This is a genomic window from Bacillus sp. AR8-1, from assembly GCF_008042345.1.
Classification (GTDB): domain Bacteria; phylum Bacillota; class Bacilli; order Bacillales; family Bacillaceae_G; genus Bacillus_A; species Bacillus_A cereus.
Genome location: NZ_QNUB01000069.1, coordinates 1 through 13,365, shown reverse-complemented (window position 1 = coordinate 13,365; position 13,365 = coordinate 1). Strand labels below are relative to the sequence as shown.

Below are 13,365 nucleotides of genomic sequence, written 5' to 3'. Positions count from 1 at the left end.
GAAGATTAAAAAGCACACCCTTATCTAAAAAGATAAGGGTGTGCTTTTTTTAATTTCCTTGCGGAGAAACAAGAGTAAATGTATCTTTCAAATCACTATCATTTATTTTAATATTTGCCTTTTTTAATTCCTCTTGTAACAATTTTTTGCTGAATACAGGATCAGCAGTACGTTCTTCCTCTAAGTTTTTGCGAATAGAGTTTTTTACTTCATCGTAAGGTTTTAAATCTTTTTTATCAGTTAATTTAATAACGTGATAACCGTTTGATGATTTTACGGGATTGCTAATTTGTCCAACATTTAGTTTGTAGGCAGCCGTTTCAAATTCAGGAGCCATTGTACCTGAATTGAAGTATCCAAGGTCTCCGCCTTTATCTTTTGATAGTAGATCTTGTGATTCTTGTTTTGCTAATTCTTCAAATGAAGCACCAGCATCTAGTTTACTCTTTATTTCTTTCGCTTCATTTTCGTCACTTACTAAAATGTGACTCGCTTTAATTTCTGGCTTATAGTGGTCTTTTACGTCTTTCTCTGTAATGCTTTTCTTAATCGCTTCATTCATAGCAAGTTTGAACTTAATTTGATTTTTAAAATCCTCTTCATCTTTTAAACCATTATTTTCTAATACTTTTTTGAATTGATCTCCATATTGTTTTTTTACTTTTTCTACTTCTTTATTTACCTCTTCATCAGGTACTTTATATTTTTTTGTGATGACGTCTTGTGCCATCATTTCGTATAGCATGTCTTTTCCGTAACGATCTTTCAATTGTTTTTCGAAGTCGTCCTTCGTAACAGTCGAGTCTGTTGCTGTGGCGACTGTAGCTGATCCGTTTTTTTGTCCGCAAGCAGATAGCATCAATATACTTATTAGTGCAGTAATAATGAAAATATGTTTCCCTCTCATGCCAACACCTCATCCGAATATGTTATCGCTATTGTAGAATATAGAAGTGAACATGAAGTGAATTTTTAATGTTTTTTTCCTTTAAAATGTAAAAAAGTACATCAACATAATTGTTGATGTACGATGGAATCAAAGGTGATCGGTCTTTTTAGAGTATGCACGTTTACCTTGCTGAATATTTTTTTGCTCTTGCTCATTTTTTTGTGTGCGTTTTGCATTATTATCGCGTGCTTTTTTGTCGTTATCACTCGTATGTGGCATATGTATCAACTCCATTTCTAAACGTTGTACGTTTATCATTTCCTTTTTCGTAAAGACTATGTATAGCGGTGCATTTATGAAGGGTAAAGGTGGATTCGAAATGGATTTGAAGTTGAATTATACTGAACTTATAAAGAAGTTAATCGTTGTAATCATCGCAGGTTTATTAAACGCGATTGGGATGAATTTATTTTTAACGCCAGCGAAAGTGTATGCGAGCGGCTTTGCTGGATTGTCTCAATTATTATCACAAATATTAGGTGATTTTTTATCGATTCACATATCTACGGGAGTATTGTTTAGCTTATTTAATATTCCTGTCGTTATTTTAGCGTGGAAAAAGGTTGGAAAGGCCTTCACCTTTTTTAGTTTTCTTTGTGTTATATTTATGACTTTGTTTCTAGAAATCATCCCTGTTAGAGCGGTTTCGAATGATATCATATTAAATGCGATTTTTGGCGGGATTATTTCGGCAATTGGAGTAGGGATTGCTTTAAAGTGGGGTGCTTCTACAGGTGGATTAGATATTATCGCCATGATTTTATCAAAAATAAAAGATAAGCCTGTCGGTACATACTTTTTCTTTTTTAATGCAATTATCATTATCGCTGCTGGCTATGTATATGGATGGGAAAAAGCGTTATATACGTTAGTGACTTTATATGTATCAACGAGAATTATTGATGCAATTCATACTCGTCATGTAAAGATTACAGCATTAATTGTTACGAAGAATGGGGCGGACGTAAGAAAGGCGATTCACTCGCGATTAGTAAGAGGAATTACAACGATACCAGCAACAGGTGCTTATACGAATGAAAATAAAGAAATGTTAATGATGGTTATTACCCGTTACGAGTTATACGAATTGGAGAGGATTATTAAACAAGTGGACCCAGGTGCATTTACAAATATACTGCAAACAGTTGGGGTGTTCGGATTGTTTCGGAAAGATTAAAGAGGACCGAAGTTGGTCCTCTTTTTTAATGTACATTCGTAATGTTTTGCAATTGCTCTTGCATTTCACGGAGCTGAACTTTTTCAGCAGTTGAAGAGTTTGCGTAAGCGGATTGCAAAGCATTTTTTGCTCTATATACGAGATCTTGTTGCTCAGTACCGCTTGAACAAGATACGGCATTTTCAACAGCATCTCTAGCTTGTTGGAATAGTAAGTTCCCCATTTAAACCCCTCCAAAAGAAGAGTTACTTCTTGCCTTTTCTGCCTCAGCTAATGTACCTCTGTACGGGAATCTTGCATCATGCTTCATAACAGCATCGGCTCCTTGTTGGATAAAACGCTTTGATTTGTTCTTTTTACCCATTCGAAAAACCCCCTTTATTTAGCTGAAAACAATCGACGCGATGTCTCTTGCGTCTACTTATAGTATGGACATTTGGCAGGAAACTATAAGTAGGGAATTTTTAGATTACAACCCAAGAACCTCTTCTAAATATAAAGCAATACCATCTTCTTCGTTCGTTAACGTCGTATGGTTTGCGAGTGATTTTAATTCAGGGATGGCATTCCCCATTGCGATGCCGTGACCAGCAAATTCAATCATTTCAAAATCATTATCTTCGTCACCGAAAGCGATAATTCGCTCTTGTGGAATGTTGTAATGACTAGAAATTTTTTGTAATCCAACCGCTTTATTTAATCCGCTTTTCACAATCTCAATAATCGGCCAAGGTGCGCCCCATTTTCTATGATCGATTACTTCCGCGTGCATATCCGTTAAATGTTGACGAATTGCAGTGGAATGCTCGTCATGTGCATCAATTAATAAGCAAGTTGGATGATCGTTTAAAATATTTAATAAGTCTCCCGTAAAAATCTTAGGAGAGCCGAATTCGAAAATATGTTTTTTATCTTCATCAATTTCACGAACATACACATCGTCCATTACTTCCGCGTATATATTTTTTACGCCGAAATCAAAGCAAGCTCGTACAATTTCTTGCGCTGTTGCTAGCTCAAGAGGAGAGTGGTGTGTTCCCCAGCTTGAATCAAGAGGATGATGTACGTAAGCACCGTTAAAGTTTACGATAGGTGTGTTAAGAGCAAGTTCTTTATAGTAATCATAACTAGCACGGAATGGACGTCCTGTTGAAATAACAACAATATGTCCCTGTTCCTTTGCTTTTGCAATTGTATGTTTCGTTCGAGTGGAAATTATTTTGTTGTCTGTTAATAAAGTACCGTCTAAGTCTAATGCGATTAAATGTTGTTTGTTCATAATTTCACCTCTTATAATAATTTTTTTGTATCTATCTGTATTTCCGTTTTTAATATGCAGAAATAAGAGGTTAGACTCGGTGAAATCACCATAGATGGAAATTTCACTATATATCCATCTTACGTCTCAAAGTGCTGCGGTGTCTACTATTTATCGTTGGAAATTAAGAAAAGTCAACATCTTTTTAGAAAGTTCAAACAATGTTTCTTTCATTATGTACAAATTGTGAAAAGGGTTACATTGCTCGTGTGATGAGGCATATAATGAACATGTAATCTTCTCGTATATGTTTGACTCTCCTTTGAAACTAGCCTAGAGTAGGTTGGTTTCTTTTTTTTCTACAAGTAGGAAAGAAATCCCTGCTTACGCTTGTATCATTCATATATATGTACAAGGACGAGATGTAGTACTGTTTCCTAAACATGACAGAAAACCTTTCTTTTAAAATGGATATACTAATGAGGCAAAGACGTCATGGAAGGAGAATGAAAATGGGACAAAATCGCAGGTTTCGTTCTGGACAAAAAGCGCCGAATGATGGTATTTATGTAGAAATTGGTGAAACGGGAAGTATGGTGAAAAATCCGCAAATGGTACAATTAACTGCCGGTGAAAAATTTCCAGATAATACGAATCATAACCGTCAGTGGACATATAAAAGAAAACCGTAACAGAAGCCGCAATCGTTATTGCGGCTTTTTTGTCGTTACACATTATAATTTCATTTACCGTATTTTTAAAACAATATAATGAATGCTTCCTTTTTCTTTTTCCAATAATAAGTTTGAAAATACATAGGCAAAATTATTGTATAAAAAAGTAAGTTGGCGTATAATCAAATCAAAGGTCAAAGAAAGTCAAACTTTTGGAGGGCTGTAAAGATGGACTTAAATCAAATGACAACAAAAACACAAGAGGCGATTATGAGTGCCCAATCTTTAGCGGTATCTCATCATCACCAAGAGGTGGATACTGTTCATCTATTACTTGCATTATTAGAAGAGCAAGATGGATTAGCAGTACGTATATTTCAAAAAATGAATGTTGATATAGAAGCATTAAAGCAAAGCGCTGAAAGCTTAATTAAAAAGAAACCTTCTGTAACAGGGAGCGGTGCAGAGGTTGGAAAATTGTATGTAACGAGCGCTCTGCAACAATTGCTTGTAAGAGCAGGGAAAGAAGCAGAAAAACTACAGGATGATTACATTTCAGTCGAACATGTATTGCTTGCTTTTTCCGAAGAAAAAGGCGATATAAATCAATTATTTGCAAGATTGCATATTACGAAAGATAACTTATTACAGTCTTTAATGACAGTTCGGGGGAATCAAAGAGTGACTAGTCAAAATCCAGAAGCAACTTATGAAGCGTTAGAAAAATATGGCCGTGATTTAGTGGCAGAAGTGAGAGCCGGGAAAATTGATCCTGTTATCGGCCGAGATAGTGAAATTCGACGCGTTATCCGCATTCTTTCACGTAAAACGAAAAACAATCCTGTTTTAATTGGTGAGCCAGGTGTTGGTAAAACAGCAATCGTTGAAGGATTAGCACAGCGTATTGTGAAAAAGGATGTACCTGAAGGATTGAAAGATAGAACGATTTTTGCATTAGATATGAGTGCGCTCGTAGCAGGTGCGAAATTCCGTGGTGAGTTCGAAGAGCGTCTGCAAGCTGTATTAAATGAAATTAAAAAGAGTGAAGGCCGCATTTTATTATTCATTGATGAACTTCATACAATCGTTGGAGCTGGTAAAACAGAAGGTGCGATGGATGCAGGAAATATGTTAAAACCGATGCTTGCTCGTGGTGAACTGCATTGTATCGGGGCGACAACATTAGATGAATATCGTAAATATATTGAAAAAGATCCAGCACTAGAAAGACGTTTCCAACAAGTATTAGCAGAAGAACCAACTGTTGAAGATACGATTTCCATATTACGTGGATTAAAAGAACGCTTTGAAATTTATCACGGTGTAAATATTCATGACCGTGCGATTGTAGCAGCGTCAGTTTTATCAGATCGATATATTTCAGATCGCTTCTTACCGGATAAAGCGATTGACCTTGTTGATGAAGCGTGCGCAACAATTCGTACAGAAATCGATTCTATGCCGACAGAATTAGATGAAGTAACGCGTCGTATTATGCAGTTGGAAATTGAAGAAGCGGCTCTTGGAAAAGAAACGGATCGTGGTAGCCAAGAGCGTCTAAAAACATTGCAACGTGAATTATCGGATTTAAAAGAAGTTGCAAGTGGTATGAGAGCGAAATGGGAGAAAGAAAAAGAAGACATTCACAAAGTTCGTGACTTACGTGAACATTTAGAACGTCTGCGCCGTGAATTAGAGGAAGCAGAAGGTAATTACGATTTAAATAAAGCAGCCGAACTTCGTCACGGGAAAATTCCTGCAATCGAAAAAGAATTAAAAGAAGCGGAAGAAATGGGCGCGCATAATAAACAAGAAAATCGTTTATTACGTGAGGAAGTAAGTGAAGAAGAAATTGCAGATATTGTTTCACGCTGGACTGGTATTCCTGTTGCTAAACTTGTTGAAGGCGAGCGTGAGAAATTACTACGCTTAGAGCAAATCTTATCAGAGCGTGTCATCGGACAAGAGGAAGCAGTAAGCTTAGTATCAGACGCGGTTCTTCGTGCGCGCGCTGGTATTAAAGACCCGAATCGTCCAATTGGTTCCTTCATTTTCTTAGGCCCTACGGGTGTTGGTAAAACAGAACTTGCAAAAACGTTAGCGCAGTCTTTATTCGATAGTGAAGAGCAAATGATTCGTATTGACATGTCTGAGTATATGGAGAAACACGCTGTGTCACGCTTAATTGGTGCGCCTCCTGGATATGTAGGATATGAAGAGGGCGGTCAATTAACAGAAGCGGTAAGACGTAAACCGTATTCAGTTATTTTGTTAGACGAAATCGAAAAAGCACATCCAGAAGTATTCAACATTTTATTACAAATGTTAGATGATGGACGCATTACAGATTCACAAGGAAGAACAGTAGACTTTAAAAACACAGTTATTATTATGACTTCAAATATTGGATCTGCTCATTTACTAGAGGGATTAGAAGAAGATGGTTCGATTAAAGAGGAATCAAGAGACCTTGTAATGGGGCAATTAAGAGGACATTTCCGCCCTGAATTTTTAAACCGTGTTGATGAAATTATTTTATTCAAACCTCTTACAACGAATGAAATTAAAGGCATTGTTGATAAAATTGTAAAAGAACTACAAGGCCGTCTAGCTGACCGTCACATTACAGTAGAATTAACAGATGCAGCAAAAGAATTTGTTGTAGAAGCTGGTTTCGATCCAATGTACGGAGCTCGTCCATTAAAACGATACGTACAACGTCAAGTGGAAACGAAATTAGCAAGAGAATTAATTGCAGGAACAATTACAGACAATAGTCACGTAGTTGTTGATGTAGAAAATAACGAATTAGTCGTTCATGTGAAATGAAAATAAAAAAGAGTTCGGATAAAATCCGGACTCTTTTTTTAGTGTTGTTCTACTGGCTCGTTTGGAATTGCAGCTGAAATTGCGAGTACTAATACAGCAAGAACAACTGAGAAAATAGACGCTTGGTTAAAGTCGTATGTACCGCCAGTCATAGAGCCAATTACGTAGCTCATCATATGTACAAGTAAGAACGACCAAATTAATGCCCAAATGAAACGCATATTTTACACCTCTATTCGTTCAATCTGTCCTTATTGTAACACAATTGAAAAAAGAATATAGAAAAATATTTGTAGATTTTTCAACGCAAATTTGCATTCCGTTCATACATTATAAAAGAGTGGTTTTATATGTTTAGAAAATAAGGCGGGGGAAAAATGAGTATTACGGAACGTTTTTTTTACTTAGAAAAAGAACCATGTGTCATTTATTTACCGGAGAAGCCAAATGGATTTTCTGTTATGCTCCTCGGTGATTATAACTACTTTATTGAGAATGGTACAAGTTTATGGACACAACATGCGGGTAAATCTTATTTCTTACATGGTCTTATTGAGCAAGGCTACACGGTCTTTTCCTCTAATTTATACGGAAGACATTGGGGGAACGATCAATCTGTTCGTCTGGCAAAACGTTTATATGATGTTGTTTTGAGAAAAGAGACGTTAAATGCGAAGATGCACATTATGGCAGATGGTATGGGAGCGCTTGTGGCACTTGAAATGATGAACAAATATCCTGAATGTATTCGTTCTGTTGTTATGTTAAATCCGTGTTTAGATTTACCAGAATATGTGGGTTTTGAGAAAGAGCATAAGTTTTTTTACAAGAGACTCGTGAAGGAATTAAGTTTGGCGTATGATTCCAAAGAAGAAGAATTAGATTTAAAAATAAATAAGAAATCATTTACGCTTCTTCCATCTTGTGTACCTGTTAAAATTTTCGTATCAACACAAGAAAAAAGAGGAAGAAAACAGCAGTTGCGGAGATATGAGAAAATGAGGCAATTAAATCAATGTGATACTTCTGTCTTATTCCATCTGCAAGATGTGAAATATAAAATGGTTAGGCAAACGACCGATTTCTTTAAAAAATATGAAGAAGAATTGTGAAGCTCCCATATACATAAATGAGGAGCTATTTGTTTCAAAGGGAAAGGGTTGGTGGTATGGAACGCGTGCTGATAGTAGGTGCACTTACGTTTGTAGGTTATCACCTTGTGAATAAAATGATCGCAGAAGAAGTAGAAGTGTATGGTCTTGATTTTGATGAATTCGATAGTATGACCAAAATTAATGAAGAGAAGTTATTGTTAATTGGGCGAAATGCGTTATTTACGTATTATTCGATAAGAGATGAAGATGGATGGAGATCGGTAGAGGAAGAGAGATTCGATACTGTCTACTTTTGCTTATATGAGCCAAATCAGCAATGTGGATTTCGGAATGAAAGAGTCATATTACAATATTTAAAGCGAATTATAAGAATGTGTGAAGAACAAAAAGTGAAGTTAAATTTAATTTCTTCTATTGAAGTAAGTAGTACAGGTGAATCCGAAAATAAGCGCCTATTTTTGAAAGTAGAAGAAGGATTGAAAAAAGGGAATTTAAAATATAGTGTATTTCGAGTTCCTACATTATATGGACCGTGGCAACCATCCTTTATGATGTATCATCAGCTCATTTTATCAGAATTAGACGAGAAAGAGTGCCGTTGTACGAGTGAGGAAAAAGGAAGTGATTTGCTTTACATTGAAGATGTATGTGAATACTTATGGGAAAATGGAACGAACGGGGCGCATCTTGGTATATACAATTTACTTAGTGGTAAACAGTCATTATGGGAAAAAGGTATGAATCTTTTACGCGCGGATGATAAAGTAAATAAAAATAATAATGAAATAAGAGATGAGGCTATTGAAGTCATTTCGATAAAAAGAAATACTCCGTTAGAATACGGTTTAAATAAGCAACTGGCACACATGAAAAAATATAAAGAGTTATACGAAGAGTAGCACGCGTGTTACACTATTGTATGTGAAAGTTTTAATGGAGAGGAAGAGTATAATATGAACGAAAAAAGCATGCAGTTTTTACAAATCGCAATGAAGCATTTACCGGAAGCGAAGGCAATTTTAGATGATAACGGAATTGCACTTGATATGGAGAAGGCACAGCCGGTGTTAGAGTTGTTAATGAAAGTTATGAACGAAGCTTATGAGCTTGGGAAAGCAGATAAAGAATAAAATCCTTCTTTTTTGATGGAGGGGAGGCTCGAATCGTGAGTAGAAGCGGTTCGGGCCTTTTTATTTGGAATGAAACACGAAAAGGTATGATTCTGTTTCTTTTAATGAAAAATAAAGTGGATAATGCGTTAGCTTTCTGTTTTATGCGAAATATATTCTAGACAAAAATACATTTATGTTTTAAAATTAGTACCAAGTCATAATAATTGATATAAAACGGAGGGCTGCGATGTGAACGTGGGCATTTTAGGGATCGGAAGATATGTGCCAGAAAAAGTAGTCACAAATCACGATTTAGAAAAAATAATGGATACATCCGATGAATGGATTCGTACGAGAACGGGAATTGCAGAAAGACGCATTGCCGATGATACAATAGATACTTCATATATGGCCGTAGAGGCTGCAAAAAAAGCACTTGAAGATGCAGGGGTTAGCGGAGAAGATATCGATCTTATTTTAGTAGCGACAGTAACACCAGATCGTGCGTTTCCAGCAGTAGCTTGTGTCATTCAAGAAGCGATTGGAGCGAAACATGCAGCTGCAATGGATGTAGGTGCAGCATGCGCTGGTTTTATGTACGGAATGATTACAGCGCAGCAATTTATTCAAACGGGGACTTATAAAAACGTATTAGTAGTTGGTAGTGATAAGCTATCTAAAATTGTAGACTGGAATGATCGAAATACAGCGGTATTATTTGGAGACGGAGCCGGTGCTATCGTAATGGGAGCAGTTTCAGAAGGAAGAGGCGTTCTATCTTTCGAATTAGGAGCAGACGGAAGCGGCGGCAAGCATCTATATCAAGACGAGTATGTTATGATGAATGGCAGAGAAGTCTTTAAATTTGCCGTTCGTCAACTTGGTGAATCTTGTCTTCGTGTTTTAGATAAAGCTGGTCTTACGAAAGAAGATGTGGATTTCTTAGTACCGCATCAAGCGAATATTCGTATTATGGAATCTGCAAGAGAAAGGTTAAATTTACCACAAGAAAAAATGAGTATGACAATTGAGAAGTTCGGTAATACATCAGCTTCTTCCATTCCGATTGCAATGGTAGAGGAATTGCAAAACGGACGTATTCAAGACGGTGATTTAATTATACTTGTTGGTTTTGGCGGCGGATTAACATGGGGAGCAGTTGCTCTTCGTTGGGGTAAATAAGGACTGAGAGAAAAAAAGGAGTGTATTTTGTATGGAAAAAAAGAGGGTCGTAATTACAGGACTAGGAGCTGTTACACCGGTCGGAACAGATGTTGAAACAGCATGGGAAAACATTAAAAAGGGTGTATCTGGAATCGGGCGACTTACAAGAATTGATCCAGAACTATTTCCAGCAAAAGTAGCAGCGGAAATTAACGACTTTGAAGTCGAGAAATATATTGATAAAAAAGAAGCGCGCCGTATGGATCGCTTTACACAATATGCAGTAGCAGCAGCGAAAATGGCAGTTGCAGATGCAAAGCTTGAAATTACAGAAGAAAACGGACCTCGAATTGGTGTATGGATTGGATCTGGTATTGGCGGTATGGAAACATACGAAGAACAATTTAAGATTTTTACTGAGAAAGGCCCACGCCGCGTGAGCCCATTCTTCGTGCCGATGATGATTCCAGATATGGCAGCAGGTCAAGTATCAATCGCAACAGGAGCAAAAGGAATTAACACTTGTTCTGTAACGGCTTGTGCATCTGGTGCAAACTCAATTGGTGATGCATTTAAAGCAATTCAGCGTGGTGATGCTGATGCAATGATTACAGGCGGAGCAGAAGCGCCGCTAACAAGTATGGCATTCGCAGGATTTAGCTCAGCGAAAGCATTAACATTTAATGAAGACCCAGCAACGGCTTGCCGTCCGTTTGATAAAAACCGTAGCGGTTTCGTAATGGGTGAAGGTTCAGGTATTTTAATTCTTGAAGAATTAGAGCACGCATTAGCTCGTGGTGCTCACATTTACGCGGAAATCGCTGGTTACGGTGCAACTGGTGATGCATTCCATATTACAATGCCTGCTCCTGGTGGTGAAGGCGGAGTGCGTGCAATGCGTCAAGCTTTAGCTGATGCAGGCCTACAGCCAGAAGATATTGATTACATTAATGCGCATGGTACAAGTACGGATGCGAATGAAAAATATGAAACGATGGCAATTAAAGAAACTTTCGGTGAGCATGCGTATAAAGTAGCAATTAGCTCAACGAAATCAATGACAGGTCACTTATTAGGAGCAGCTGGTGCTGTTGAAGCGATTTTCTCTATTAAATCAATTACAGACGGAGTAATTCCTCCAACAATTAATTATGAGACACCAGATCCAGAATGTGACTTAGATTACGTACCGAATCAAGCGAGACACCAAGAAGTAAATGCAGTATTAAGTAACTCATTAGGATTCGGTGGTCATAACGCAGTGTTAGTATTTAAATCGTATAAATAATAGATAAAATAAGGAGTTTTTCCGCAAGATATTGCGAAAAAACTCCTTATTTATTTTTACGTCTTTTTCTCCTGTAGCATATACATAAGAAAAAGGAGGGATAAAGATGGGGATTGTTGAAACAGCTGAATGGCTACATTTATATTATGGACGGCCAGAGAAACTTTGTGAGAAATTTACGAAGTATATTCCGTTGCCAAAAGAAAGGTTGTATCGCTTTTTAATTTCAAAAGGGATGTATCGCCCGATCATGCGCGGGGAAAAGGAAATTAAAGAATTAGAGGAAAAGGAAATTTGGAAAGAGTTGAGCCTGGAGTATGATAAATTGAAAAATTGGTTGAAAGGTCCGGATGTCCCTGTCTTTATTTTATTATCAGATTCCTATAATCGAACTGTGCAAGAAGAGTATAACGGTAGGGCTGGATTATCTATGCGTCATGTTATTTTCTTATTCGTATGTGGACGGAATTCGGTAGAAGAATTAAAAGTGTTATTGGCGCATGAATACCATCACATATGCAGGTTACATCAAATTGAGACGAAAGAAACAGAATATACATTACTTGATACAATGATTATGGAAGGGCTAGCTGAGCAAGCAGTAACAGAAAGGTATACAGAAAAAAATAATGCACCGTGGACGGAGTATCTTTCAAAAGAAGAGGCTATTTATTATTGGAAAAATGTTGTACATGAAAGAATAAGTATAAAACGAGGAACAAGGGAACATGACATCTTATTAAATGGCTTTCACTCTTATCCGAAGATGCTTGGCTATGCGCTTGGATTTCATATTGTCAAAGATTGTGTAACTTTGGAAGGAGAAGATACACTTTCTTTATTATCTATAGATGCAAAAGAAATATTGAATAAAGCAAATACATTTCATATATAAAAAAACAGGAATTCTATTTCCTGTTTTTTTTAGTATTAATAGAAGAAAAAATAATAATTAGAATATATTTCCTCAAGTGGAATAAAGTTAAGCAAAAATGAACATAATGATTGGTACAAACAGTAGTGAAGTGAGGGGTAGTGAATGTTATATCTACATGATGTATGGGTAAATTGGTTTGAAGGTGAAGAGAATGGGTATAACGTTTGTCATTTTTACGAATGGCGGAAAGATGATACGATTGAGCTATTAGATCAAGTGCCATTATTAAAAGTAGATGCCACATTATATCATTACATCGAGAACGAATTGTTAGAGCTTCCGCAAAAAATGCTGGAAGACGTACATCATAAGGCTTATATTCGTAAAAATCATGAACGTTTGCAGCAAGAGTATTGCTTTGTTGTTACAGATGGAAAAGGAATTATTGCGATTGACACAATTGGTTACAATGTACCAATTCGCAAAAGCAGACTTATACCACGCCAAGAGCAGATGGTATATGAGATGGTAGAAAACGTACAAGCAGAAAAGTATGAGTTCCAAGTAGAAGAAACAGAAAAAGAACACCACATTTTATCACCATCGCCTTTCATTATGAATGGCTTGACTCGTAAAGAAAGACAGCTAAAACAATTATTATTTATGGCGTTAGATCAATTACATACAACGAAAAATACAGCAGAGATTCGCTATTGGTACACAGAGTGGGATCCATCAGCATATGGAACGGTTCAACATATGGAGTTCGAGGATATTTGGGCTAGACTGTATGATGAAGCGAAAGCTGGCTGGTCTGAGAAACATGAACAATTATGCGAGCGTCTCGTAAAAGGACAGCCATTTTTTGAAAAGTTATGGGAAATGGAAAATGAGCAAAAGGTAAATTAAAAAACCGCCAATT

At 36.8% G+C, this 13,365-nt stretch carries 16 protein-coding genes; 10 read left to right on the top strand and 6 right to left on the bottom strand.

The window, feature by feature from the left end; genetic code table 11:
• Window positions 1-49 precede the first annotated feature (49 nt).
• Together prsA and DN400_RS28680 are read right to left on the bottom strand one after the other, a co-directional pair.
• Entirely contained in the window at window positions 50-907 is an 858-nt protein-coding gene (gene prsA, locus DN400_RS28685; protein WP_001214222.1) for a peptidylprolyl isomerase PrsA, read from the bottom strand.
• A gap of 129 nt (window positions 908-1,036) precedes the next feature.
• Window positions 1,037-1,168, bottom strand: a complete 132-nt coding sequence (locus DN400_RS28680; protein ID WP_001120851.1) for a DUF3941 domain-containing protein — start codon at window positions 1,166-1,168, stop codon at window positions 1,037-1,039.
• Window positions 1,169-1,268: 100 nt separating this feature from the next.
• Here DN400_RS28680 and DN400_RS28675 point away from each other — a divergent pair, with 100 nt between their 5' ends.
• Entirely contained in the window at window positions 1,269-2,126 is an 858-nt protein-coding gene (locus DN400_RS28675; protein ID WP_000364431.1) for a YitT family protein, read from the top strand.
• Window positions 2,127-2,151: 25 nt separating this feature from the next.
• On the opposite strand, the gene DN400_RS28670 is transcribed toward DN400_RS28675, so the two are convergent.
• From DN400_RS28670 to DN400_RS28660, 3 genes are all read right to left on the bottom strand, one after another.
• Window positions 2,152-2,349, bottom strand: coding sequence for a DUF3813 domain-containing protein (locus tag DN400_RS28670; RefSeq protein ID WP_000527408.1), 198 nt, complete (start codon window positions 2,347-2,349; stop codon window positions 2,152-2,154).
• Entirely contained in the window at window positions 2,350-2,490 is a 141-nt protein-coding gene (locus DN400_RS28665; RefSeq protein ID WP_000516816.1) for a hypothetical protein, read from the bottom strand.
• Window positions 2,491-2,595: 105 nt separating this feature from the next.
• Window positions 2,596-3,405 carry a Cof-type HAD-IIB family hydrolase gene (locus DN400_RS28660; protein ID WP_001041231.1) on the bottom strand — a complete coding sequence of 270 codons (810 nt, stop codon included), beginning with the start codon at window positions 3,403-3,405 and terminating at the stop codon, window positions 2,596-2,598.
• Between the two features lie 491 nt (window positions 3,406-3,896).
• Here DN400_RS28660 and DN400_RS28655 point away from each other — a divergent pair, with 491 nt between their 5' ends.
• Both DN400_RS28655 and clpB read left to right on the top strand, forming a co-directional pair.
• Complete coding sequence (locus DN400_RS28655; RefSeq protein WP_000531422.1) at window positions 3,897-4,076, top strand: YjzC family protein; 180 nt, start codon at window positions 3,897-3,899, stop codon at window positions 4,074-4,076.
• Window positions 4,077-4,286: 210 nt separating this feature from the next.
• Window positions 4,287-6,887, top strand: coding sequence for an ATP-dependent chaperone ClpB (gene clpB, locus DN400_RS28650; RefSeq protein ID WP_000365410.1), 2,601 nt, complete (start codon window positions 4,287-4,289; stop codon window positions 6,885-6,887).
• A 38-nt stretch (window positions 6,888-6,925) separates the two neighbouring features.
• On the opposite strand, the gene DN400_RS28645 is transcribed toward clpB, so the two are convergent.
• On the bottom strand, window positions 6,926-7,108 hold the full coding sequence (locus DN400_RS28645) for a YjzD family protein (protein WP_001211116.1): 183 nt from the start codon (window positions 7,106-7,108) through the stop codon (window positions 6,926-6,928).
• A 156-nt stretch (window positions 7,109-7,264) separates the two neighbouring features.
• Here DN400_RS28645 and DN400_RS28640 point away from each other — a divergent pair, with 156 nt between their 5' ends.
• The 7 genes from DN400_RS28640 to DN400_RS28610 all read left to right on the top strand — a co-directional run bounded on the left by DN400_RS28640 (window position 7,265) and on the right by DN400_RS28610 (window position 13,352).
• A complete protein-coding gene (locus DN400_RS28640) occupies window positions 7,265-7,999 on the top strand; it encodes a lipase family protein (RefSeq protein ID WP_000028690.1) in 735 nt (244 codons plus the stop codon).
• 29 nt (window positions 8,000-8,028) lie between these two features.
• Window positions 8,029-8,901 (top strand): NAD-dependent epimerase/dehydratase family protein, encoded by an 873-nt coding sequence (locus DN400_RS28635; RefSeq protein WP_142317176.1) that lies wholly within the window; start codon window positions 8,029-8,031, stop codon window positions 8,899-8,901.
• Between the two features lie 54 nt (window positions 8,902-8,955).
• Complete coding sequence (locus DN400_RS28630) at window positions 8,956-9,132, top strand: ComZ family protein (RefSeq protein ID WP_001986215.1); 177 nt, start codon at window positions 8,956-8,958, stop codon at window positions 9,130-9,132.
• Between the two features lie 231 nt (window positions 9,133-9,363).
• Window positions 9,364-10,296: a beta-ketoacyl-ACP synthase III gene (gene fabH / locus DN400_RS28625; protein ID WP_001100533.1), complete on the top strand. Its 933-nt coding sequence runs from the start codon at window positions 9,364-9,366 to the stop codon at window positions 10,294-10,296.
• A gap of 31 nt (window positions 10,297-10,327) precedes the next feature.
• Entirely contained in the window at window positions 10,328-11,566 is a 1,239-nt protein-coding gene (gene fabF / locus DN400_RS28620; RefSeq protein ID WP_000412656.1) for a beta-ketoacyl-ACP synthase II, read from the top strand.
• A gap of 106 nt (window positions 11,567-11,672) precedes the next feature.
• Window positions 11,673-12,461 carry a DUF2268 domain-containing putative Zn-dependent protease gene (locus DN400_RS28615; protein ID WP_000513280.1) on the top strand — a complete coding sequence of 263 codons (789 nt, stop codon included), beginning with the start codon at window positions 11,673-11,675 and terminating at the stop codon, window positions 12,459-12,461.
• A 144-nt stretch (window positions 12,462-12,605) separates the two neighbouring features.
• Complete coding sequence (locus DN400_RS28610) at window positions 12,606-13,352, top strand: YjbA family protein (protein ID WP_000966129.1); 747 nt, start codon at window positions 12,606-12,608, stop codon at window positions 13,350-13,352.
• The last annotated feature ends 13 nt before the right edge of the window (window positions 13,353-13,365 follow it).

Coding starts and splice junctions, on each gene's coding strand:
- clpB (WP_000365410.1), top strand. CDS start 4,287: ATGGACTTAAATCAAATGACAACAAAAACACAAGAGGCGATTATGAGT.
- DN400_RS28660 (WP_001041231.1), bottom strand. CDS start 3,405: ATGAACAAACAACATTTAATCGCATTAGACTTAGACGGTACTTTATTA.
- DN400_RS28645 (WP_001211116.1), bottom strand. CDS start 7,108: ATGCGTTTCATTTGGGCATTAATTTGGTCGTTCTTACTTGTACATATG.
- DN400_RS28665 (WP_000516816.1), bottom strand. CDS start 2,490: ATGGGTAAAAAGAACAAATCAAAGCGTTTTATCCAACAAGGAGCCGAT.
- DN400_RS28610 (WP_000966129.1), top strand. CDS start 12,606: ATGTTATATCTACATGATGTATGGGTAAATTGGTTTGAAGGTGAAGAG.
- DN400_RS28670 (WP_000527408.1), bottom strand. CDS start 2,349: ATGGGGAACTTACTATTCCAACAAGCTAGAGATGCTGTTGAAAATGCC.
- DN400_RS28680 (WP_001120851.1), bottom strand. CDS start 1,168: ATGCCACATACGAGTGATAACGACAAAAAAGCACGCGATAATAATGCA.
- DN400_RS28630 (WP_001986215.1), top strand. CDS start 8,956: ATGAACGAAAAAAGCATGCAGTTTTTACAAATCGCAATGAAGCATTTA.
- DN400_RS28615 (WP_000513280.1), top strand. CDS start 11,673: ATGGGGATTGTTGAAACAGCTGAATGGCTACATTTATATTATGGACGG.
- DN400_RS28640 (WP_000028690.1), top strand. CDS start 7,265: ATGAGTATTACGGAACGTTTTTTTTACTTAGAAAAAGAACCATGTGTC.
- prsA (WP_001214222.1), bottom strand. CDS start 907: ATGAGAGGGAAACATATTTTCATTATTACTGCACTAATAAGTATATTG.
- fabF (WP_000412656.1), top strand. CDS start 10,328: ATGGAAAAAAAGAGGGTCGTAATTACAGGACTAGGAGCTGTTACACCG.
- DN400_RS28675 (WP_000364431.1), top strand. CDS start 1,269: ATGGATTTGAAGTTGAATTATACTGAACTTATAAAGAAGTTAATCGTT.
- DN400_RS28655 (WP_000531422.1), top strand. CDS start 3,897: ATGGGACAAAATCGCAGGTTTCGTTCTGGACAAAAAGCGCCGAATGAT.